We start from the raw sequence: 20,747 nt of genomic DNA on the forward strand, positions 1-20,747 counted from the left end.
CTGTGTCGCGATAAGAAATTCGATTAACGCTCGGTTACGACCGAGCCAACTGGAAGCATGCTGACTATGGCTACGATTCATGTAGACGGCAAAGAATATGAGGTCAACGGAGCGGACAACCTGCTGGAAGCTTGTCTGTCTCTCGGCCTTGATATTCCGTACTTTTGCTGGCACCCGGCGCTGGGAAGCGTCGGTGCTTGCCGCCAGTGTGCGGTGAAGCAATATCAAAACGCGGAAGACACGCGTGGTCGCCTGGTGATGTCTTGTATGACACCGGCCACCGAAGGCACCTTTATTTCTATTGATGACGAAGAAGCGAAACAGTTCCGCGAAAGCGTCGTGGAGTGGTTGATGACTAACCACCCGCACGACTGTCCGGTCTGTGAAGAGGGCGGCAACTGCCACCTGCAGGATATGACCGTCATGACCGGTCACAGCTTCCGTCGCTACCGCTTCACGAAGCGTACTCACCGTAACCAGGACCTGGGGCCGTTCATCTCTCACGAAATGAACCGCTGCATCGCCTGCTATCGCTGCGTACGTTACTACAAAGATTACGCCGATGGCGCGGATCTGGGCGTCTATGGCGCACATGACAACGTCTACTTTGGCCGCCCGGAAGACGGTACGCTCGAAAGCGAGTTCTCCGGTAACCTGGTAGAAATTTGCCCGACCGGCGTCTTCACCGATAAAACGCACTCCGAGCGTTATAACCGTAAATGGGACATGCAGTTTGCGCCGAGCATCTGCCAGCAGTGTTCCATCGGCTGTAACACCAGCCCGGGCGAACGCTACGGTGAACTGCGTCGTATCGAAAACCGTTATAACGGTACCGTTAACCACTACTTCCTCTGCGACCGTGGTCGTTTTGGCTATGGTTACGTGAACCTGAAAGACCGTCCGCGTCAGCCGGTACAGCGTCGTGGCGATGACCTGATCACGCTCAACGCCGAGCAGGCGATGCAGGGCGCGGCAGATATTCTGCGTCAGTCGAAGAAAGTAATTGGTATCGGCTCCCCGCGCGCCAGCGTTGAAAGTAACTTCGCGCTGCGTGAACTGGTGGGTGCGGATAACTTCTATACCGGTATCGCCCAGGGCGAGCAGGAACGTCTGCAACTGGCACTGAGCGTGCTGCGTGACGGCGGGATTCATACTCCGGCACTGCGCGAAATCGAATCTTATGATGCGGTTCTGGTGCTGGGCGAAGATGTCACCCAGACCGGCGCACGCGTTGCGCTGGCAGTGCGTCAGGCGGTGAAAGGTAAAGCGCGTGAAATGGCGGCGGCACAGAAAGTGGCTGACTGGCAGATCGCAGCAATCCTTAACATCGGCCAGCGTGCTAAGCACCCGCTGTTCGTTACCAACGTCGATAACACCCGTCTGGATGACATCGCCGCATGGACCTATCGTGCACCGGTTGAAGATCAGGCGCGTTTAGGTTTCGCTATCGCTCATGCGCTGGATAACAACGCTCCGGCGGTTGACGGTATCGACCGTGACCTGCAAAACAAAATTGACGTTATCGTTCAGGCACTGGCCGGGGCGAAGAAACCACTGATTATTTCCGGCACCAACGCCGGTAGCGCCGAAGTGATTCAGGCGGCTGCCAACGTGGCGAAGGCGCTGAAAGGCCGTGGCGCAGACGTCGGCATCACCATGATTGCTCGCTCTGTTAACAGCATGGGCCTGGGTATGATTGGCGGTGGTTCCCTTGACGATGCGCTGACCGAGCTGGAAACAGGTCGTGCTGACGCCGTTGTGGTGCTGGAGAATGACCTGCATCGCCATGCTTCAGCAACGCGTGTGAACGCTGCGCTGGCGAAAGCACCGCTGGTACTGGTCATTGACCATCAGCGTACGGCAATTATGGAAAACGCCCATCTGGTGCTTTCCGCCGCAAGCTTCGCCGAAAGCGATGGTACGGTGATTAACAACGAAGGCCGCGCTCAGCGTTTCTTCCAGGTCTACGACCCGTCCTACTACGACAGTAACACCGTGATGCTGGAAAGCTGGCGCTGGCTGCACTCGCTGCACAGCACCGTGCAGAGCCGCGAAGTGGACTGGACGCAGCTCGACCACGTTATCGACGCGGTCGTTGAGAAGCTGCCGCAACTGGCGGGTATCAAAGATGCAGCGCCGGACGCAAGCTTCCGTATCCGTGGACAGAAATTGGCTCGTGAACCGCACCGCTACAGCGGTCGTACCGCAATGCGCGCCAACATCAGCGTACACGAACCGCGCCAGCCGCAGGACAAAGACACTATGTTCGCCTTCTCTATGGAAGGGAACAACCAACCGTCTGCGCCGCGTTCACAAATTCCGTTTGCCTGGGCTCCGGGCTGGAACTCCCCACAGGCGTGGAACAAGTTCCAGGATGAAGTGGGCGGTAAACTGCGTCATGGCGATCCGGGCGTGCGTCTGATCGAAGCTTCTGCAGATGGTATGGATTACTTCACTACCGTTCCGGCGAGCTTCCAGGCTCAGGATGGTCAGTGGCGTATCGCGCCGTACTACCATCTGTTTGGCAGCGACGAAATGTCCCAGCGTGCGCCGGTCTTCCAGACCCGTATGCCGCAGCCGTACATCAAACTCAACCCGGCTGATGCCGCGAAGTTGGGTGTTAATGCCGGTACGCGCGTTTCTTTCAGCTACGATGGCAACACGGTTACGCTGCCGGTTGAAATCGCTGAAGGATTAACGGCAGGGCAGGTCGGTTTGCCGATGGGTATGCCTGGCATCGCGCCGGTTCTGGCAGGTGCGCGTCTTGAGGATCTGCAGGAGGCACAACAATGAGTTGGATTACACCCGATCTGATTGAGATCCTGCTGAGCATTCTCAAAGCGGTCGTGATCCTGCTGGTGGTGGTCACCTGCGGGGCATTCATGAGCTTTGGCGAACGTCGTCTGCTGGGTCTGTTCCAGAACCGTTACGGACCGAACCGTGTTGGCTGGGGCGGTTCGCTCCAGCTGGTTGCGGACATGATCAAGATGTTCTTTAAAGAAGACTGGATCCCGAAATTCTCGGATCGCGTCATCTTTACCCTGGCACCGATGATCGCCTTCACCTCGCTGCTGCTGGCTTTCGCCATCGTGCCGGTGAGTCCGAACTGGGTGGTTGCTGACCTGAACATCGGGATCCTGTTCTTCCTGATGATGGCGGGCCTCGCGGTATACGCGGTGCTGTTCGCCGGCTGGTCCAGTAACAACAAATACTCCCTGCTCGGTGCGATGCGTGCGTCTGCGCAGACGCTGAGTTACGAAGTGTTCCTCGGGCTTTCCCTGATGGGCGTGGTGGCGCAGGCCGGTTCATTTAACATGACCGACATCGTCAACAACCAGGCTGATATCTGGAACGTTATTCCGCAGTTCTTTGGTTTTGTCACCTTTGCCATCGCGGGCGTGGCGGTGTGCCACCGTCACCCGTTTGACCAGCCAGAAGCCGAGCAGGAACTGGCCGACGGTTACCACATTGAATATTCCGGTATGAAATTCGGTCTGTTCTTCGTGGGTGAATACATCGGCATCGTCACCATTTCTGCACTGATGGTTACCCTGTTCTTCGGTGGCTGGCATGGCCCGTTCTTACCGCCATTCGTCTGGTTCGCGCTGAAAACCGCGTTCTTCATGATGATGTTCATTTTGATTCGTGCGTCGTTACCGCGTCCTCGTTATGACCAGGTAATGTCCTTCGGCTGGAAAGTCTGTCTGCCGCTGACGCTCGTCAACTTGCTGGTAACGGCGGCTGTCATTCTCTGGCAGGCGCAATAAGGGACACAAAGACCATGACCTTAAAAGAATTGTTCGTAGGTTTCGGCACCCAGGTACGCAGTATCTGGATGATCGGCCTGCATGCGTTCGCGAAACGCGAAACGCAGATGTATCCGGAAGAGCCGGTCTATCTACCGCCCCGTTTTCGTGGTCGTATCGTTCTGACTCGTGATCCAGACGGTGAAGAGCGCTGCGTTGCCTGTAACCTGTGTGCGGTAGCGTGTCCGGTAGGCTGTATTTCTCTGCAAAAAGCAGAGACCAAAGATGGCCGCTGGTATCCGGAGTTTTTCCGCATTAACTTCTCACGCTGCATTTTCTGCGGCCTGTGCGAAGAAGCCTGTCCGACTACGGCTATTCAGCTGACTCCAGATTTCGAGCTGGGTGAGTACAAGCGCCAGGACCTGGTTTACGAGAAAGAGGATCTGCTGATCTCCGGTCCGGGCAAATACCCGGAATATAACTTCTACCGGATGGCAGGTATGGCAATCGACGGCAAAGATAAGGGCGAAGCAGAGAACGAAGCTAAGCCTATCGACGTCAAGAGCCTGTTACCGTAAGGAGAGGGGCAATGGAGTTCGCTTTTTATATCTGTGGCCTGATAGCCATTCTCGCAACCTTGCGGGTGATCACCCACACCAATCCGGTACACGCGTTGCTGTACCTGATTATTTCGCTGCTGGCGATTTCTGGGGTGTTCTTCTCGTTAGGCGCTTACTTCGCCGGTGCGCTGGAAATTATCGTTTACGCGGGCGCCATCATGGTGCTGTTCGTGTTCGTGGTGATGATGCTCAACCTTGGTGGTTCTGAAATTGAACAGGAACGTCAGTGGCTGAAACCGCAGGTGTGGATTGGTCCGGCGATTCTGTCAGCCATTATGCTGGTGGTTATTGTTTACGCCATTCTGGGCGTTAACGATCAGGGCATCGACGGCACGCCAATTAGCGCGAAAGCAGTCGGTATTTCCCTGTTCGGACCGTATGTACTGGCGGTTGAACTGGCTTCGATGCTGCTGCTGGCGGGTCTGGTTGTGGCCTTCCACGTAGGGCGCGAAGAGCGTTCTGGTGAAGTGCTGAGCAATCGCACCGATGACCGCGCGAAAAGAAAAACGGAGGAGCACGCATGATCCCCTTACAACATGGACTGATCCTCGCTGCGATCTTATTCGTGCTGGGCTTAACCGGTCTGGTTATCCGCCGCAATCTGCTGTTTATGCTGATCGGGCTGGAAATCATGATTAACGCCTCCGCGTTGGCCTTTGTGGTCGCCGGAAGCTACTGGGGCCAGACCGATGGTCAGGTGATGTATATTCTCGCCATCAGCCTTGCGGCTGCCGAAGCGAGCATTGGGCTTGCGCTGTTGCTGCAACTTCATCGCCGTCGCCAGAACCTGAACATCGATTCAGTAAGTGAGATGCGTGGATGAACATGCTTGCCTTAACCATTATTCTGCCATTTATTGGCTTTGTATTACTGGCGTTTTCTCGTGGTCGTTGGTCAGAAAATCTGTCCGCTACCGTGGGTGTCGGGTCGATCGGTCTGGCTGCGCTGGTGACTGCGTTTGTTGGCGTTGATTTCTTTGCCAATGGCCAGCAGGCTTACAGCCAGCCGCTGTGGACGTGGATGTCAGTCGGCGACTTCAACATCGGTTTTAACCTGGTGCTGGACGGCCTGTCGCTGACCATGCTCTCCGTGGTGACCGGCGTTGGTTTCCTGATCCACATGTTCGCCTCCTGGTATATGCGCGGAGAAGAGGGCTATTCTCGTTTCTTCGCCTACACCAACCTGTTTATCGCCAGCATGGTGGTTCTGGTGCTGGCGGATAACCTGCTGCTGATGTACCTCGGCTGGGAAGGCGTGGGCCTGTGCTCCTATCTGCTGATTGGTTTCTACTACACCGATCCGAAGAATGGCGCTGCGGCAATGAAAGCCTTCGTGGTAACCCGTGTTGGTGACGTATTCCTGGCGTTCGCGCTGTTCATCCTCTACAACGAGCTGGGCACGCTGAACTTCCGCGAAATGGTGGAACTGGCGCCTGCGCACTTTGCAGACGGTAACAACATGCTGATGTGGGCAACCCTGATGCTGCTGGGCGGTGCGGTCGGTAAATCTGCACAGCTGCCGTTGCAGACCTGGCTTGCTGATGCGATGGCTGGCCCGACGCCTGTCTCCGCGTTGATCCACGCCGCGACGATGGTTACCGCTGGTGTCTACCTGATAGCCCGTACGCACGGCCTGTTCCTGATGACGCCTGAAATCCTGCACCTGGTGGGGATTATCGGTGCTATCACTCTGGTGCTGGCGGGTTTTGCTGCGCTGGTACAGACCGACATCAAACGCGTTCTTGCGTACTCCACCATGAGCCAGATTGGTTATATGTTCCTGGCTCTCGGCGTACAGGCGTGGGATGCGGCGATTTTCCACCTGATGACGCACGCCTTCTTTAAAGCGCTGCTGTTCCTGGCATCTGGCTCGGTTATCCTGGCTTGCCACCACGAACAGAACATCTTCAAGATGGGCGGTCTGCGTAAGTCAATTCCGCTGGTGTATCTCTGCTTCCTGATCGGTGGCGCGGCGCTGTCGGCTCTGCCGCTGATTACCGCTGGCTTCTTCAGTAAGGATGAGATTCTGGCCGGTGCAATGGCGAATGGTCATATTAATCTGATGGTTGCAGGTCTGGTCGGTGCATTCATGACCTCTCTGTACACCTTCCGTATGATTTTCATCGTGTTCCACGGTAAAGAACAAATTCACGCCCACGCAGGGAAGGGGATTACCCATCATCTGCCGCTGATTGTGCTGATGATCCTGTCCACCTTCGTTGGCGCGCTGATTGTGCCGCCGCTGCAGGGTGTACTGCCTGCGACGACCGAGCTTGAGCATGGTCGCGTTATGACGCTGGAAATTACCTCCGGTATCGTAGCGATTGCGGGCATCCTGATCGCAGCATGGCTGTGGCTGGGTAAACGCACACTGGTGACGTCGATTGCGAACAGTGCGCCGGGCCGCCTGCTGGGTACCTGGTGGTATAACGCCTGGGGCTTCGACTGGCTGTACGACAAAGTGTTCGTTAAGCCGTTCCTGGGTGTTGCCTGGTTGCTGAAACGCGATCCGCTCAACTCAATGATGAACATTCCGGCGATCCTTTCCCGCTTTGCAGGTAAAGGCCTGCTGTTGAGCGAGAACGGTTATCTGCGCTGGTATGTTGCATCAATGAGCATCGGCGCCGTCGTTGTGCTGGCACTGTTGATGGTACTGCGTTGAGTTTGTTGGCTGGATGAACGATTGCCGGATGGCGCTGCGCTTATCCGGCCTACAAACCCAAAAATAATTTTTAGAATTCGTTGAAAATCTGTTCCTGATGTACAGGCGTCATCGGCGAAGTCAGACCGGAGACCGCCAGCGCAGAGCAACCGGAGCGTACTGAAGTACGTGAGGATTGCGAGCACTGCCGGGATTTGGGCTGACGAGTGAGATAGCCTGAGCAGGAGTAAATATAAGGGACATACTTAGCTATGTTATTACCCTGGTTGATATTAATTCCCTTTATCGGTGGCTTCCTGTGCTGGCAGACCGAACGCTTTGGCGTGAAGGTGCCGCGCTGGATTGCGCTGATTACCATGGGATTGACGCTGGCGCTTGGCCTGCAACTGTGGTTGCAGGGCGGCTATTCACTGACGCAATCCGCTGGCATTCCGCAGTGGCAGTCTGAATTTGTCCTGCCGTGGATCCCACGTTTTGGCATCTCTATTCATCTGGCTATCGACGGTCTGTCGCTGCTGATGGTAGTGCTGACCGGTCTGCTCGGTGTTCTGGCGGTACTTTGCTCCTGGAATGAAATCGAAAAATACCAGGGCTTCTTCCATCTGAACCTGATGTGGATCTTAGGCGGCGTGATCGGCGTGTTCCTTGCCATCGACATGTTCCTGTTCTTCTTCTTCTGGGAAATGATGCTGGTGCCGATGTACTTCCTGATCGCGTTGTGGGGGCATAAAGCCTCTGACGGTAAAACGCGTATCACGGCGGCGACCAAGTTCTTCATTTATACCCAGGCGAGTGGTCTGGTGATGTTGATTGCCATCCTGGCGCTGGTGTTTGTGCACTATAAAGCGACCGGTGTGTGGACCTTCAACTATGAAGAGCTGCTGAATACCCCGATGTCCCACGGTGTGGAATATCTGCTGATGCTGGGCTTCTTCATCGCCTTCGCGGTGAAAATGCCGGTGGTTCCGCTGCACGGGTGGTTGCCGGATGCGCACTCCCAGGCGCCGACCGCAGGTTCCGTTGACCTGGCGGGGATTTTGCTGAAAACCGCGGCTTACGGTCTGCTGCGCTTCTCTCTGCCGCTGTTCCCGAACGCGTCGGCGGAGTTTGCACCTATCGCAATGTGGCTGGGCGTTATCGGTATCTTCTACGGCGCGTGGATGGCCTTTAATCAGTACGATATCAAACGTCTGATCGCTTACACCTCCGTATCGCACATGGGCTTCGTACTGATTGCTATCTACACCGGCAGCCAGCTGGCGTACCAGGGTGCTGTTATCCAGATGATTGCGCACGGTCTGTCCGCAGCCGGTCTGTTCATTCTGTGTGGTCAGCTGTACGAACGTCTGCACACGCGTGATATGCGTATGATGGGCGGCCTGTGGGGCAAAATGAAATGGTTGCCTGCGCTGTCGATGTTCTTCGCAGTGTGTACGCTGGGTATGCCGGGTACAGGTAACTTCGTTGGCGAATTTATGATTCTGTTCGGCAGCTACCAGGTGGTTCCGGTCATTACCGTGATCTCGACCTTTGGTCTGGTGTTTGCCTCTGTTTACTCGCTGGCGATGCTGCATCGCGCTTACTTCGGTAAAGCGAAGAGCCAGATTGCCAGTGTTGAACTGCCAGGGATGTCGCTGCGTGAGCTGTTTATCATCCTGTTGCTGGTCGTGCTTCTGGTACTGCTTGGCTTCTATCCGCAGCCGATTCTGGATACCTCGCATTCTGCGATGAGCAACATCCAGCAGTGGTTTGTTAATTCCGTTACTACTACAAGGCCGTAAATCGCCATGACAATAACTCCACAACACCTGATTGCGCTGCTACCGCTGCTGATCGTCGGCTTGACGGTGGTGGTTGTGATGCTCTCCATTGCGTGGCGACGCAATCACTTCCTCAATGCCACGCTGTCGGTCATTGGGCTTAACGCCGCGCTGGTTTCGCTCTGGTTTGTTGGCCAGGCGGGCGCCATGGACGTCACCCCGCTGATGCGGGTTGACGGTTTCGCCATGCTCTACACCGGGCTGGTGCTGCTGGCGAGTCTTGCCACCTGTACCTTCGCTTACCCGTGGCTGGAAGGCTACGATGACAACCGGGAAGAGTTCTACCTGTTGGTGCTGATTGCCGCACTTGGCGGTATTCTGCTGGCTAACGCTAACCATCTGGCGGCGCTGTTCCTTGGTATTGAGCTGATCTCTCTGCCGCTGTTTGGCCTGGTTGGCTATGCCTTCCGTCAGAAACGTTCGCTGGAAGCCAGTATCAAATACACCATTCTGTCTGCCGCAGCGTCTTCCTTCCTGCTGTTCGGTATGGCGCTGGTGTACGCGCAGTCTGGTAATCTGTCGTTTGTTGCACTCGGTAAGAGCCTCGGCGACGGCATGCTGCACGAACCGCTGCTGCTGGCGGGCTTCGGTCTGATGATTGTTGGCCTCGGCTTTAAACTCTCGCTGGTTCCGTTCCACCTGTGGACGCCAGACGTATACCAGGGCGCTCCGGCTCCGGTTTCCACCTTCCTGGCGACGGCGAGCAAAATCGCTATCTTCGGCGTGGTGATGCGTCTGTTCCTGTACGCACCGGTAGGAGATAGCGAAGCGGTACGTATCGTACTGGGCGTGATTGCCTTTGCTTCCATCATCTTCGGTAACCTGATGGCGCTGAGCCAGACCAATATTAAACGTCTGCTCGGTTACTCTTCTATCTCTCACCTCGGCTACCTGCTGGTGGCGCTTATTGCTCTGCAGAGCGGCGAGATGTCGATGGAAGCAGTTGGCGTTTACCTGGCCGGTTACCTGTTCAGCAGCCTCGGCGCGTTCGGTGTGGTCAGCCTGATGTCCAGCCCGTACCGCGGCCCGGATGCGGACTCTCTGTTCTCCTACCGTGGTCTGTTCTGGCATCGTCCGATCCTCGCGGCAGTGATGACGGTGATGATGCTGTCTCTTGCAGGTATCCCGATGACGCTGGGCTTTATCGGTAAGTTCTATGTACTGGCCGTCGGTGTGCAGGCTAACCTGTGGTGGCTGGTTGCCGCCGTGGTGGTCGGTTCTGCGATTGGTTTGTACTACTACCTGCGCGTTGCCGTAAGCTTGTACCTGAGCGCACCGCAGCAGCTGAACCGTGATGCGCCGTCTAACTGGCAGTACAGCGCGGGCGGTATCGTGGTGCTGATTTCTGCTCTGCTGGTACTGGTGCTGGGTATTTACCCGCAACCGCTGATCAGCATTGTGCAGTTAGCGACTCCGCTGATGTAAACGAAATGCAGAAACGAAAAAACCCGCCTTGGCGGGTTTTTTTATGCGTGAAATACGGTCAGTTTAATAGCTGACGGCTCACCAGCGGACCGCTGATGCCTTTCGCTGTGCGATCCATCACTTCCTGGATCACTGAAGAAAGCTCATTGACTTCGAATTTGGCCACGTAGCCATCCGCTTTTACACGGCGAACGTGATCTTCGTTCGCGCTACCGGAAAGCGAAGAGTGGATAACGACCGGGATTTTCTTCAGACGTTCGTCGGTTTTTATCTTACGGGTAAGCGTAAAACCGTCCATCTCCGGCATTTCGAGATCGGTGAGAACCAGAGCGATCTTCTCACTGACAGGCTTGCCCTCCGCCAGCGCTTCTGCGGAAAGCTGCTGTATTTTTTCCCACGCATCCTGACCTGTTACATGCATCAGATGCGGGATCTCCATGGCGTTTAGACCTTTTTCCAACATGGCGCGGGCCACTTTGGAATCATCAGCCACAATCGCCACCGCACCCGGCGTGATGTTGAATTTATTAGTTTTCAGATCGGTTGCGCGCAGGTCGTGGTTCGCTGGTACGATGTCGTACAGGATCTGCTCAACGTCGAGCACCAACGCCAGGTTGTTGGTCTCTTTGTTGTCGTCCAGGCAAGCGATACTGGTGATATAGCGACCATTAACGGCTTTCTCGGCGGTATGCACCTGTTGCCAGTCCAGGCGCATAATGTTTTCCACTGACTCCACAGCAAACGCCTGGACGCTGCGGGCATATTCTGTGATCAACAGGATGTTGAGTCCGGTCTCTGGCTTACAGCCCGCGACGGCGGGCAGGTCAATCACCGGGATCACCTGATCGCGAATATTAACCATACCCAGTAACGGGGCCTTCATACCCGCCGGACGCGTAAAGGTCGGCATCGGCACGATTTCACGCAGTTTGAATACGTTGATGCCAAACAGCTCTGATTTCTGCTCCTCAACAGATTTGCCGAGGCGAAACAGCAGCAGTTCAAAACGGTTAGACAGGGTTAGGTTTGTCCTGTCATCAATATCTTTCTGGAAATTGTTCATCCTGTCCTCAGTGTGAAAGCCAGCCTTTCCACTGTTATCGGCACTGAGGCGGAAAAATAGAGCGTTAAACGGTGAAAATGGCGAAATCGTGAGCCAGTTCCGTGTCTGGAAATATTGCTTTGCACTCTTCGAGTAATCGCTGACAGCCTTTTTCATCGTAACGTGAGCTAACGTGGGTCATGATCAGGCGTCCCACTCCGGCCTCCAGCGCCAGCTTTGCGGCTTGTCGGGTCGAGCTGTGCCCACGACTGTTTGCTTTTTCCTCCATTGAAGCGTCCAGCGTGGTTTCGTGTACCATGACATCTACACCTCGAGCCAGTTCAATGGCGGACGCGCAGGGTCCTGTGTCACCGAAAATAGCGACTGATTTTCCCTTGGTGGGTGGGGAAAGAAAATCGGCACCGTTAATCGCTCGACCATCCTCCAGCACGATGGTTTTTCCGGCTTTCAAATCCTGAAACCACGGGCCCGCTTTAACGTCTGCCGCCTTCAGGGCATTGGCGTCAAGCGCACCGGGTTTGTCGTGCTCTTGAATGCGAAAACCGTAGCATTCCAGCGGATGCGCCAGCGGGTAAGCCGTTACTTTTCGCAGGCCGTCATCCACAATCTCACCCGCGGTGATTTCTACAATATCCAGCGGATAATCGGTCCAGGAGCCGCTCAGACGCAATGCGGTTTCGGTAAACTCTCGCAACCCTTTTGGCCCGTAGAGCGTCAGAGGCTGGACATTGCCGGCCATTGAGCGACTGCACAGTAGCCCCGGTAAACCAAACAGGTGATCGCCGTGCAGATGGCTGATAAAAATACGATCGAGTTTTCCTGGATTGAAAGGCGTGGTGAGCATCTGATGCTGCGTCCCTTCGCCGCAATCAAAAAGCCACAGCCCCGCCTGAGTCGGGTGTTGCAGATTCAGTAAAATTGCCGTTACATTGCGTGAGCGCGTGGGGACTCCCGCAGACGTGCCTAAAAATAGTAATTCCATCTTTGCGTTACACTTTTCGCCATCAATAAGGCAGGGTGTTCAGGTTATCACAACATAGGGGCAGACAATGATTCACTGGCAAGATCTCCACCATGCAAAGCTGAGTACCCAACAACTGTACGCACTACTTCAGCTACGATGCGCGGTGTTTGTAGTTGAGCAACAGTGTCCGTACCAGGATGTGGATGGCGATGACCTGGCTGGAGAGAATCGGCATATTCTGGGCTGGCATAACGATGAGTTGGTGGCGTATGCGAGGATTCTGAAAAGCGATGACGAGTTGGAGCCGGTAGTGATTGGTCGGGTGATTGTAAGCGAAGCGCTGCGTGGTGAAAAACTGGGGCAACAGCTAATGGCCCAGACGCTGGCATCCTGCGCGCAACACTGGCCACACAAGGCGTTGTATCTGGGCGCGCAGGCGCATCTGCAATCATTCTATGCACGCTTTGGCTTTGTTCCGGTGACGGATATCTATGACGAAGACGGTATTCCACACGTCGGAATGGCGCGGGAAGCACATCAGGCGTAAACAGGCGCAATCAGTCCAGGTTGTCTATAGTTAGCGGGTACGTCAATAGAAAGGGAGAATATAATGTCTTTTCATTCTTATGAATCACGTATCGATGATGATCTGGAATTATTAAGTGAAACGCTGGAAGAGGTGCTGCGTTCTTCTGGCGACCCAGCAGATCAAAAATACCTTGAGTTAAAAGCGCGGGCAGAGCGGGCGTTAGAAGAGGTGAGAAATCGCGTCAGCCATGCTTCTGATAGCTACTATTACCGTGCGAAAAAAGCTGTTTGTCGGGCGGATGACTATGTGCGCGAAAAACCCTGGCGCGGAATCGGCGTTGGCGCCACAGTCGGTTTAGTGATGGGATTATTGTTAGCGCGGCGATAAATTCCGTTCTGTCATCGCATTTGTACGTACTCCCTAACTGGGGGTACTGCTTTTTCTGCTCAGTACCCCGTATAATGAGAGGTTTTTAACAGGGAGAGGTCCGCGTGCATTCAATCACTACTGCGCTGGAAAGTCTGATGCGTCATTTATCGCAAGAGATGCCAGCAGCACCTGGAATTCGTATTTACGATATACCTTTCCCACTGAATGATGCGTTTGACGCTTTAGGATGGCTGGCCAGCCAACCCGTCTGGCCCCAGTTTTACTGGCAGCAGCGTAACGGCGATGAAGAAGCCGCCGTATTAGGGGCCGTCGCCGCATTTTCCTCGCTGGAATCAGCCCAGCAATTTTTACATCAGCATGATAATCATCCCGACCTGCGCATCTGGGGCCTGAATGCCTTTGAGCCTCAGCGTGGCAATTTACTGCTGCCGCGGCTGGAGTGGCGACGTTGCGCCGGAGTGGCGAGCTTACGCTTACATCTCTATAGCGACGTGTCGCTACGTGAAGACGCTGCACAAGCGATCGCCTTCATCTCATCGCTTGCTCCCGTAAAACCGCTCCCTGCATTGCGTTTGAATTTGACGGGAGAACAGCACTGGCCGGAGAAAGCTGGCTGGATAGACCTGATAAAACTCGCCACTCAAACGATCGCAGGAGAAGACCTCGATAAGGTCGTGCTGGCGCGGGCGACCGACTTACAGTTTTCTCAGTCGGTTAATGCCGCTGCCGTGATGGCTTCCAGCCGTCGCTTAAATCTGAACTGCTACCATTTCTTTATGGCATTCTCCGCCGACACCGCTTTTCTTGGCTCTTCTCCTGAACGTCTGTATCGACGACGTGATACGGCGCTGCGCACCGAGGCGCTGGCCGGAACCGTGGCCAATCACCCTGAGGATCATCGGGCCTGGCAATTGGGCGACTGGCTAATGAAAGATGATAAAAACCAGCGCGAGAATATGCTGGTGGTCGAAGATATTTGCCAGCGTCTGCAAGGCTGTACGCAAACTCTCGATGTGCTGCCACCGCAGGTGCTCAGGCTGCGTAAAGTGCAGCACCTGCGCCGTTGCATCTGGACGGAACTGAATCAGGCCGACGATACGCTTTGCCTGATGCAGCTTCAGCCCACGGCGGCAGTCGCCGGTATTCCGCGTGAGCTGGCGCGTGAATTCATCCAGCAAAATGAACCCTTTGAACGCGAGTGGTATGCCGGTTCAGCGGGTTATCTTTCTTTGCGCCAAAGCGAGTTTTGTGTGTCATTGCGTTCAGCGAAAATTAGCGCAAACGTGGTACGCCTGTATGCCGGGGCAGGGATTGTACGTGGCTCAGATCCTGAGCAGGAATGGCAAGAAATAGACAATAAAGCGGCAGGGTTACGTACTTTGTTACAGATGGAAGGATAGTGATTTCGTGTATATTTCCGATTCATATCAAAAATCCATTTATTCGATTCTCTATACTGTGTCGCAATATTGATACCGGACAATCTCATGTCAGTAAGCGCATTTAACCGACGCTGGGCGGCGGTCATTCTGGAAGCACTCACTCGCCACGGCGTCAGGCATGTCTGCATTGCCCCTGGCTCTCGTTCTACACCGTTGACGCTGGCGGCAGCGGAAAACCCCGCATTCATCCACCACACCCATTTTGACGAGCGCGGTCTTGGGCATCTGGCTTTAGGTCTGGCAAAAGTCAGCCGTCAGCCTGTCGCCGTGATTGTGACGTCCGGTACCGCGGTGGCGAATTTATATCCCGCGTTGATTGAGGCGGGCCTGACCGGTGAAAAACTGATTTTACTTACCGCTGACAGACCGCCAGAGCTTATCGACTGTGGCGCGAACCAGGCGATTCGTCAGGCCGGAATGTTTGCCTCGCATCCATCGCAAACGCTCTCTTTACCGCGTCCGACTCAGGACATTCCGGCAAGCTGGCTGGTGTCCACTATTGATAATGCGTTAGCTGCCCTGCATAGCGGGGCGGTTCATATCAATTGCCCGTTTGCGGAACCGCTGTATGGCGATATGGACGAAACGGGGATTGCCTGGCAGCAGCGCCTCGGCGACTGGTGGCAGGACGATAAGCCCTGGCTGCGAGAAGCGCGTCGGCTGGAAAGCGACAAACAACGCGACTGGTTTTTCTGGCGACAAAAACGCGGCGTAGTCATTGCGGGCCGCATGAGCGCGGAAGAAGGTCAGAAGGTTGCGCAGTGGGCGCAGACGTTAGGCTGGCCGCTGATTGGCGATGTTCTGTCGCAAACCGGACAACCGCTGCCGTGCGCCGACCTGTGGCTGGGAAATGCGAAAGCTGTAGCTGAATTGCAGCAGGCGCAGATTGTGGTGCAGCTTGGTAGCAGCCTGACTGGAAAACGTCTGCTGCAATGGCAGGCCAGCTGCGATCCGCAGGAATACTGGATTGTCGATAATATCGAAGGCCGCCTCGATCCGGCCCATCATCGCGGCCGCAGGTTGGTGGCGAAAGTTGGCGACTGGCTGGAGCTACATCCGGCGGAGAAACGTCAGCCCTGGTGTATGGAGATCCCTCGTCTGGCGCAACAGGCCTGGCAGGCGGTAGAAGCCCGTCGTGAGGCGTTTGGTGAAGCGCAATTAGCCCACCGTATCCGCGACTACTTGCCGGAGCAGGGGCAGCTGTTCGTGGGTAACAGTCTGGTGGTACGCCTGATTGATGCTCTGTCGCAGCTTCCGGCTGGTTACCCGGTCTATAGCAACCGTGGCGCGAGCGGTATTGACGGCCTGCTGTCAACGGCAGCTGGTGTACAGCGTGCCAGCGCGAAATCGACGCTGGCGATTGTTGGCGATTTATCTGCATTGTATGACCTGAATGCGCTGGCGTTATTGCGCCAGGTTTCTGCACCGTTTGTCCTGATAGTGGTCAATAATAACGGCGGGCAGATTTTTTCCCTGCTGCCGACACCAGCCAGCGAACGCGAACGGTTCTATCTGATGCCGCAGAACGTACATTTCGAGCATGCTGCCGCCATGTTTAACCTTAAATACCAGCGCCCGGAAAACTGGGAGCAGTTGGAGAGCGCGTTGACTAACGCGTGGCGTACACCTGCGGCCACGGTGATTGAGCTGGTGGTGAACGAAACTGACGGGGCGCAAACCTTGCAGCAACTGCTGGCGCAGGTAAGTCACCTATGATCCTGCATGCGCAGGCGAAAGAGGGCCAAACGGGATTTCCCTGGCTGGTTTTCCTGCACGGTTTCTCTGGCGATTGCCAGGAATGGCAGACGGTCGGCGAAGCATTTCAGGATTATTCGCGGCTATACATCGACCTGCCGGGACACGGTGGCTCCGCTGACATCGGCGTGAGCGGGTTCGATGATGTCGGCGTTTTGCTGCGTAATACCCTGCTTAGTTACAACATACTTAACTTTTGGTTGGTGGGATACTCTCTTGGCGGCAGAGTCGCGATGATGGCGGCCAGTCAGGAGATGCCAGGGCTTTGTGGTCTGGTGGTTGAAGGCGGACATCCCGGCTTGCAAAGCGAGGAGGCGCGCGTTCAGCGTCGTCTCTCGGATGGCCGCTGGGCTGCGCGTTTTCGCGCAGAGCCGCTACGTGAGGTGTTTAATGACTGGTATCAACAGCCCGTTTTTTCCTCGCTGAACGCGACACAAAGAGAGGCGCTGGTCGCTCTGCGTAGCCAGAATAATGGGCAAACGCTGGCGGCAATGCTGGAGGCCACCTCGCTTGCCGTACAGCCTGATTTACGTGCGCAACTCACGACGCGCACATTTCCGTTTTATTATTTATGTGGTGAACGTGACGATAAATTCCGCGCTCTGGCGGCGGAAATATTAGTACCAAACCATGTGATTCGTAATGCCGGACACAACGCGCATCGGGACAACCCCGCGGGCGTAGTGGACTGTCTGGCTCAGATTCTGCGTCGCTGACTATAGGACATTTTATGATCTATCCTGATGAAACAATGCTTTACGCACCGGTAGAATGGCACGATTGCTCTGAAGGCTATACCGACATTCTTTACGAGAAATCCACCGACGGTATCGCAAAAATCACCATTAATCGTCCACAGGTACGCAATGCCTTCCGTCCGGTCACCGTGAAAGAGATGATCCAGGCGCTGGCAGATGCCCGCTATGATGACAACATCGGCGTAATTATTCTGACTGGTGCTGGCGACAAAGCGTTCTGCGCAGGCGGCGATCAGAAAGTGCGTGGGGACTACGGCGGATACCAGGATGACTCCGGTGTGCATCACCTGAACGTACTGGACTTCCAGCGCCAGATTCGTACCTGTCCGAAACCGGTAGTAGCGATGGTTGCAGGTTTCTCCATTGGCGGTGGCCATGTGCTGCACATGATGTGTGACCTGACCATTGCGGCTGAAAACGCCATCTTTGGTCAGACCGGCCCGAAAGTCGGTTCTTTCGACGGCGGTTGGGGCGCTTCCTACATGGCGCGCATCGTCGGTCAGAAAAAAGCGCGTGAAATCTGGTTCCTGTGCCGTCAGTACGATGCGAAACAGGCGCTGGATATGGGTCTGGTCAACACCGTGGTTCCGCTGGCGGATCTGGAAAAAGAGACCGTACGCTGGTGCCGTGAAATGCTGCAAAACAGCCCAATGGCGCTGCGCTGCCTGAAAGCCGCACTGAACGCCGACTGTGATGGTCAGGCTGGTCTGCAGGAGCTGGCAGGTAACGCTACTATGTTGTTCTACATGACGGAAGAAGGTCAGGAAGGCCGTAACGCCTTTAACCAGAAACGTCAGCCTGATTTCAGCAAATTCAAACGGAATCCGTAATGCGTAGCGCGCAGGTATACCGCTGGCAGATCCCCATGGACGCGGGGGTGATTCTGCGCGACAGGCGGTTAAAAACGCGTGACGGGCTGTACGTTTGTCTTTGTGACGGCGAGCGTGAAGGGTGGGGAGAAATTTCCCCACTGCCGGGCTTCAGTCAGGAAAGCTGGGAAGAGGCACAAACCGAGCTGCTGGCCTGGGTAAAAGGCTGGTTGCAAGGGGATGACTCCTTACCGCAACTGCCTTCGGTCGCCTTTGGCGTAAGCTGTGCGCTGGCCGAACTGGCTGGCGTATTGCCACAGGACGCGGACTATCGTGCTGCGCCGCTGTGCACGGGCGATCCTGACGATCTGGTGCTACAACTGGCGGATATGCCGGGCGAAAAAGTGGCGAAGATCAAGGTCGGTCTGTATGAAGCGGTCCGCGACGGCATGGTAGCCAATCTGCTGCTTGAGGCGATCCCGGAGCTGCATTTGCGACTTGACGCCAACCGGGCCTGGACGCCGTTGAAAGCACAGCAGTTCGCGAAATACGTTAATCCAGAATATCGTGGACGCATTGCCTTCCTCGAAGAGCCGTGCAAAACCCGCGATGATTCTCGTGCCTTCGCGCGTGAAACCGGCATTGCCATCGCCTGGGATGAAAGTTTGCGGGAAGCGGATTTCACCTTCGAAGCCGAAGAAGGCGTCAGGGCCGTGGTTATCAAACCTACGCTGACCGGCAGTCTCGATAAAGTCCGTGAACAGGTGGCTGCGGCGCATGCGCTTGGTCTTACTGCCGTTATCAGTTCGTCAATCGAGTCGAGTCTGGGCTTAACCCAGCTGGCGAGAATTGCCGCCTGGTTAACGCCGCAGACCATTCCGGGTCTGGATACCCTGAGTCTGATGCAGTGCCAGCAGGTACGCACTTGGCCGGGTAGCACGTTGCCGTGTATCGACGTTGATGCGCTGGAACGTCTGCTATGACCCAGCAGGAAATGCCCGATAGCGTGAGCTTATCGGGCCTGGTGCAGTTCAGTGACTGGCCTTGGCGTCACTGGCAACAGGTTCGTGCGAAGGCGCCAGCCTTACGCCTCAACGATGAGGTATTAAGCTGGAGCGATCTCTGCACACGTGTAGATCATCTGGCCTGCGGTTTTGCCGCTCAGGGCGTGGAAGAGGGCGATGGTGTTCTGCTTCGCGCCTGGAATCATCCGCGCGCTTTGCTGGCCTGGCTCGCGCTGCTGCAATGTGGGGCGCGGGTTTTACCTGTGAACCCACAGTTGCCTCAGCCGCTGCTTGATGCGCTTATCCCGGACTTAACGCTACGTTTTGCGCTGGATCTGGAGGCCGCTATCGCACTTCTGGAACTCAGTCCGTTACAGATGCAGTCGTTGCCAGGCGATCACGCTGAGGCGTGGTTGCCTGAACGTTTGAGCACGATGACGTTAACTTCAGGTTCTACCGGATTGCCAAAAGCGGCTGTTCATACCTGTCAGGCGCATCTGGCAAGCGCGCAGGGTGTTCTGTCATTAATGCCGTTTGGCGCTGAGGATGACTGGCTGCTCTCGCTGCCGCTGTTTCATGTTTCTGGCCAGGGTATTTTGTGGCGCTGGTTGTTCGCCGGAGCGCGAATGACCGTGCGCGACAAGCAGCCGCTGGAGAAAATGCTGGTCGGCTGCACCCATGCCTCGTTGGTCCCTACACAGTTGTGGCGCTTGTTGGTCAATAAAACGCCGGTCACGCTCAAAGCGGTGCTGCTGGGCGGCGCGGCTATTCCTGTTGAGTTGACGGAGCAGGCGCACGAGCAGGGGATTCGCTGCTGGTGCGGTTATGGACTGACGGAATTCGCTTCTACGGTCTGTGCGAAAGAGGCGGATGGTCTGGCAGATGTGGGTTCCCCTCTGGTGGGCAGAGAAGTCAGAATCGTTGATGATGAAGTCTGGTTACGGGCTGCCAGCATGGCGCAAGGTTACTGGCGTAACGGACAGCTTATTCCTTTAGTGAACGCGGAAGGCTGGTTTGCAACCCGCGATCGCGGCGTGCTGAAGGACGGCAAGTTAACGATTGTCGGTCGTATGGATAATCTGTTTTTTAGCGGCGGGGAAGGTATACAGCCGGAAGAAGTGGAACGCGTGATTGCAGCTCATCCGCATGTTCTACAAGCCTTCATTGTGCCGATAGAAGACAAAGAGTTTGGACATCGCCCAGTGGCTGTCATTGAGTATGACGCTAATGCTGGAGAAACTAATCTCGAAGAGTGGGTAAAAGATAAGCTAGCCCGCTTTCAGCAGCCGATTTGTTGGCTAACATTGCCGCCCGAGCTCAAAGCAGGAGGAATTAAAATTTCGCGCCGTGCGTTATTGGATTGGGTAAGTGCTTCATCATTAACATTAAGAAAACATTAATAGTATTTCTCGTTATTGTCATTCCGCAGCTATTGTCCTTTTGTTTATGAGCTAATGTGTAACCTATTGTGAAATTTATTAACAATAGGTGCGCTATGGAATGGCATGTGAAGAAGACCTGCTGTCACAAAAAAGCAGGGAGGCTCTATATCGTACTTTGCGATAGCGGTGGTTCGCTCAAGATGCTTGCCCAGGCGCAATCATCTGAGCGGATTAAGCCCGGCGATCTTCTTTCGCCGCTGAAGGATGCTCAGTATTGTATTAACCGCGATACATCTCGGGTGATTAAGATCATTGATGCCAGACAGTACATTTGTGATGAATGGGAACGTCTGTTACGACTGTCTAAAGATAAATAATC

General features: G+C 55.2%; 19 protein-coding genes. 17 read left to right on the forward strand and 2 right to left on the reverse strand.

Annotated elements, in window-relative coordinates; genetic code table 11:
- The first annotated feature begins 66 nt into the window (after positions 1-66).
- The 8 genes from nuoG to nuoN all read left to right on the forward strand — a co-directional run bounded on the left by nuoG (position 67) and on the right by nuoN (position 10,272).
- Positions 67-2,793 (forward strand): NADH-quinone oxidoreductase subunit NuoG, encoded by a 2,727-nt coding sequence (nuoG, locus tag OGY68_RS21730; RefSeq protein WP_032941985.1) that lies wholly within the window; start codon positions 67-69, stop codon positions 2,791-2,793.
- Entirely contained in the window at positions 2,790-3,767 is a 978-nt protein-coding gene (gene nuoH / locus OGY68_RS21735) for an NADH-quinone oxidoreductase subunit NuoH (RefSeq protein WP_003028063.1), read from the forward strand. The genes nuoG and nuoH overlap by 4 nt, the downstream gene beginning before the upstream one ends.
- Before the next feature lie 14 nt (positions 3,768-3,781).
- Positions 3,782-4,324 (forward strand): NADH-quinone oxidoreductase subunit NuoI, encoded by a 543-nt coding sequence (gene nuoI, locus OGY68_RS21740; RefSeq protein WP_003028062.1) that lies wholly within the window; start codon positions 3,782-3,784, stop codon positions 4,322-4,324.
- Between the two features lie 11 nt (positions 4,325-4,335).
- Positions 4,336-4,890 carry an NADH-quinone oxidoreductase subunit J gene (gene nuoJ / locus OGY68_RS21745; protein ID WP_003028059.1) on the forward strand — a complete coding sequence of 185 codons (555 nt, stop codon included), beginning with the start codon at positions 4,336-4,338 and terminating at the stop codon, positions 4,888-4,890.
- Entirely contained in the window at positions 4,887-5,189 is a 303-nt protein-coding gene (gene nuoK, locus OGY68_RS21750; protein ID WP_000612644.1) for an NADH-quinone oxidoreductase subunit NuoK, read from the forward strand. Before nuoJ ends, nuoK begins: the two co-directional genes overlap by 4 nt.
- Positions 5,186-7,027, forward strand: coding sequence for an NADH-quinone oxidoreductase subunit L (gene nuoL, locus OGY68_RS21755; RefSeq protein ID WP_003834744.1), 1,842 nt, complete (start codon positions 5,186-5,188; stop codon positions 7,025-7,027). Before nuoK ends, nuoL begins: the two co-directional genes overlap by 4 nt.
- Positions 7,028-7,278: 251 nt before the next feature.
- Positions 7,279-8,808, forward strand: a complete 1,530-nt coding sequence (gene nuoM / locus OGY68_RS21760; protein WP_003027692.1) for an NADH-quinone oxidoreductase subunit M — start codon at positions 7,279-7,281, stop codon at positions 8,806-8,808.
- A gap of 6 nt (positions 8,809-8,814) precedes the next feature.
- Positions 8,815-10,272 (forward strand): NADH-quinone oxidoreductase subunit NuoN, encoded by a 1,458-nt coding sequence (gene nuoN / locus OGY68_RS21765; RefSeq protein WP_003027689.1) that lies wholly within the window; start codon positions 8,815-8,817, stop codon positions 10,270-10,272.
- A 58-nt stretch (positions 10,273-10,330) separates the two neighbouring features.
- Here the strand turns inward: nuoN and OGY68_RS21770 are convergent, their stop codons facing one another.
- Complete coding sequence (locus tag OGY68_RS21770) at positions 10,331-11,335, reverse strand: chemotaxis protein (RefSeq protein WP_032944079.1); 1,005 nt, start codon at positions 11,333-11,335, stop codon at positions 10,331-10,333.
- Between the two features lie 64 nt (positions 11,336-11,399).
- Positions 11,400-12,317 carry a ribonuclease BN gene (gene rbn / locus OGY68_RS21775; RefSeq protein WP_286579911.1) on the reverse strand — a complete coding sequence of 306 codons (918 nt, stop codon included), beginning with the start codon at positions 12,315-12,317 and terminating at the stop codon, positions 11,400-11,402.
- Between the two features lie 67 nt (positions 12,318-12,384).
- Between rbn and OGY68_RS21780 the strand changes: the two genes are divergently transcribed.
- From OGY68_RS21780 to pmrD, 9 genes are all read left to right on the forward strand, one after another.
- Positions 12,385-12,846: a GNAT family N-acetyltransferase gene (locus OGY68_RS21780; RefSeq protein ID WP_008785342.1), complete on the forward strand. Its 462-nt coding sequence runs from the start codon at positions 12,385-12,387 to the stop codon at positions 12,844-12,846.
- Positions 12,847-12,909: 63 nt separating this feature from the next.
- A complete protein-coding gene (gene elaB, locus OGY68_RS21785) occupies positions 12,910-13,215 on the forward strand; it encodes a stress response protein ElaB (protein WP_057066386.1) in 306 nt (101 codons plus the stop codon).
- A 104-nt stretch (positions 13,216-13,319) separates the two neighbouring features.
- The gene (menF, locus tag OGY68_RS21790) at positions 13,320-14,618 is read left to right on the forward strand and encodes an isochorismate synthase MenF (protein WP_057066387.1); all 1,299 of its coding nucleotides are present in this window, start codon (positions 13,320-13,322) and stop codon (positions 14,616-14,618) included.
- A gap of 87 nt (positions 14,619-14,705) precedes the next feature.
- Positions 14,706-16,376 carry a 2-succinyl-5-enolpyruvyl-6-hydroxy-3-cyclohexene-1-carboxylic-acid synthase gene (menD, locus tag OGY68_RS21795; RefSeq protein ID WP_057066388.1) on the forward strand — a complete coding sequence of 557 codons (1,671 nt, stop codon included), beginning with the start codon at positions 14,706-14,708 and terminating at the stop codon, positions 16,374-16,376.
- Positions 16,373-17,131: a 2-succinyl-6-hydroxy-2,4-cyclohexadiene-1-carboxylate synthase gene (gene menH / locus OGY68_RS21800; RefSeq protein WP_032944071.1), complete on the forward strand. Its 759-nt coding sequence runs from the start codon at positions 16,373-16,375 to the stop codon at positions 17,129-17,131. The genes menD and menH overlap by 4 nt, the downstream gene beginning before the upstream one ends.
- A gap of 14 nt (positions 17,132-17,145) precedes the next feature.
- On the forward strand, positions 17,146-18,003 hold the full coding sequence (gene menB / locus OGY68_RS21805) for a 1,4-dihydroxy-2-naphthoyl-CoA synthase (protein WP_003027671.1): 858 nt from the start codon (positions 17,146-17,148) through the stop codon (positions 18,001-18,003).
- Complete coding sequence (menC, locus tag OGY68_RS21810; protein ID WP_032944069.1) at positions 18,003-18,965, forward strand: o-succinylbenzoate synthase; 963 nt, start codon at positions 18,003-18,005, stop codon at positions 18,963-18,965. Before menB ends, menC begins: the two co-directional genes overlap by 1 nt.
- On the forward strand, positions 18,962-20,386 hold the full coding sequence (gene menE, locus OGY68_RS21815) for an o-succinylbenzoate--CoA ligase (protein ID WP_502873532.1): 1,425 nt from the start codon (positions 18,962-18,964) through the stop codon (positions 20,384-20,386). The genes menC and menE overlap by 4 nt, the downstream gene beginning before the upstream one ends.
- Before the next feature lie 95 nt (positions 20,387-20,481).
- A complete protein-coding gene (gene pmrD, locus OGY68_RS21820) occupies positions 20,482-20,745 on the forward strand; it encodes a signal transduction protein PmrD (protein WP_008785336.1) in 264 nt (87 codons plus the stop codon).
- The last annotated feature ends 2 nt before the right edge of the window (positions 20,746-20,747 follow it).

It is taken from the genome of Citrobacter sp. Cpo065, from assembly GCF_030332805.1.
GTDB classification, from domain to species: Bacteria; Pseudomonadota; Gammaproteobacteria; order Enterobacterales; family Enterobacteriaceae; genus Citrobacter; species Citrobacter portucalensis.

Bases quoted from the DNA above. Each gene is read 5' to 3' on its own strand.
- OGY68_RS21770 (WP_032944079.1), bottom strand. From the start codon at position 11,335: ATGAACAATTTCCAGAAAGATATTGATGACAGGACAAACCTAACCCTG.
- OGY68_RS21780 (WP_008785342.1), top strand. From the start codon at position 12,385: ATGATTCACTGGCAAGATCTCCACCATGCAAAGCTGAGTACCCAACAA.
- nuoK (WP_000612644.1), top strand. From the start codon at position 4,887: ATGATCCCCTTACAACATGGACTGATCCTCGCTGCGATCTTATTCGTG.
- pmrD (WP_008785336.1), top strand. From the start codon at position 20,482: ATGGAATGGCATGTGAAGAAGACCTGCTGTCACAAAAAAGCAGGGAGG.
- menE (WP_502873532.1), top strand. From the start codon at position 18,962: ATGACCCAGCAGGAAATGCCCGATAGCGTGAGCTTATCGGGCCTGGTG.
- nuoG (WP_032941985.1), top strand. From the start codon at position 67: ATGGCTACGATTCATGTAGACGGCAAAGAATATGAGGTCAACGGAGCG.
- rbn (WP_286579911.1), bottom strand. From the start codon at position 12,317: ATGGAATTACTATTTTTAGGCACGTCTGCGGGAGTCCCCACGCGCTCA.
- nuoL (WP_003834744.1), top strand. From the start codon at position 5,186: ATGAACATGCTTGCCTTAACCATTATTCTGCCATTTATTGGCTTTGTA.
- menH (WP_032944071.1), top strand. From the start codon at position 16,373: ATGATCCTGCATGCGCAGGCGAAAGAGGGCCAAACGGGATTTCCCTGG.
- nuoM (WP_003027692.1), top strand. From the start codon at position 7,279: ATGTTATTACCCTGGTTGATATTAATTCCCTTTATCGGTGGCTTCCTG.
- menC (WP_032944069.1), top strand. From the start codon at position 18,003: ATGCGTAGCGCGCAGGTATACCGCTGGCAGATCCCCATGGACGCGGGG.
- menD (WP_057066388.1), top strand. From the start codon at position 14,706: ATGTCAGTAAGCGCATTTAACCGACGCTGGGCGGCGGTCATTCTGGAA.
- nuoI (WP_003028062.1), top strand. From the start codon at position 3,782: ATGACCTTAAAAGAATTGTTCGTAGGTTTCGGCACCCAGGTACGCAGT.
- nuoN (WP_003027689.1), top strand. From the start codon at position 8,815: ATGACAATAACTCCACAACACCTGATTGCGCTGCTACCGCTGCTGATC.
- nuoJ (WP_003028059.1), top strand. From the start codon at position 4,336: ATGGAGTTCGCTTTTTATATCTGTGGCCTGATAGCCATTCTCGCAACC.
- elaB (WP_057066386.1), top strand. From the start codon at position 12,910: ATGTCTTTTCATTCTTATGAATCACGTATCGATGATGATCTGGAATTA.
- nuoH (WP_003028063.1), top strand. From the start codon at position 2,790: ATGAGTTGGATTACACCCGATCTGATTGAGATCCTGCTGAGCATTCTC.
- menB (WP_003027671.1), top strand. From the start codon at position 17,146: ATGATCTATCCTGATGAAACAATGCTTTACGCACCGGTAGAATGGCAC.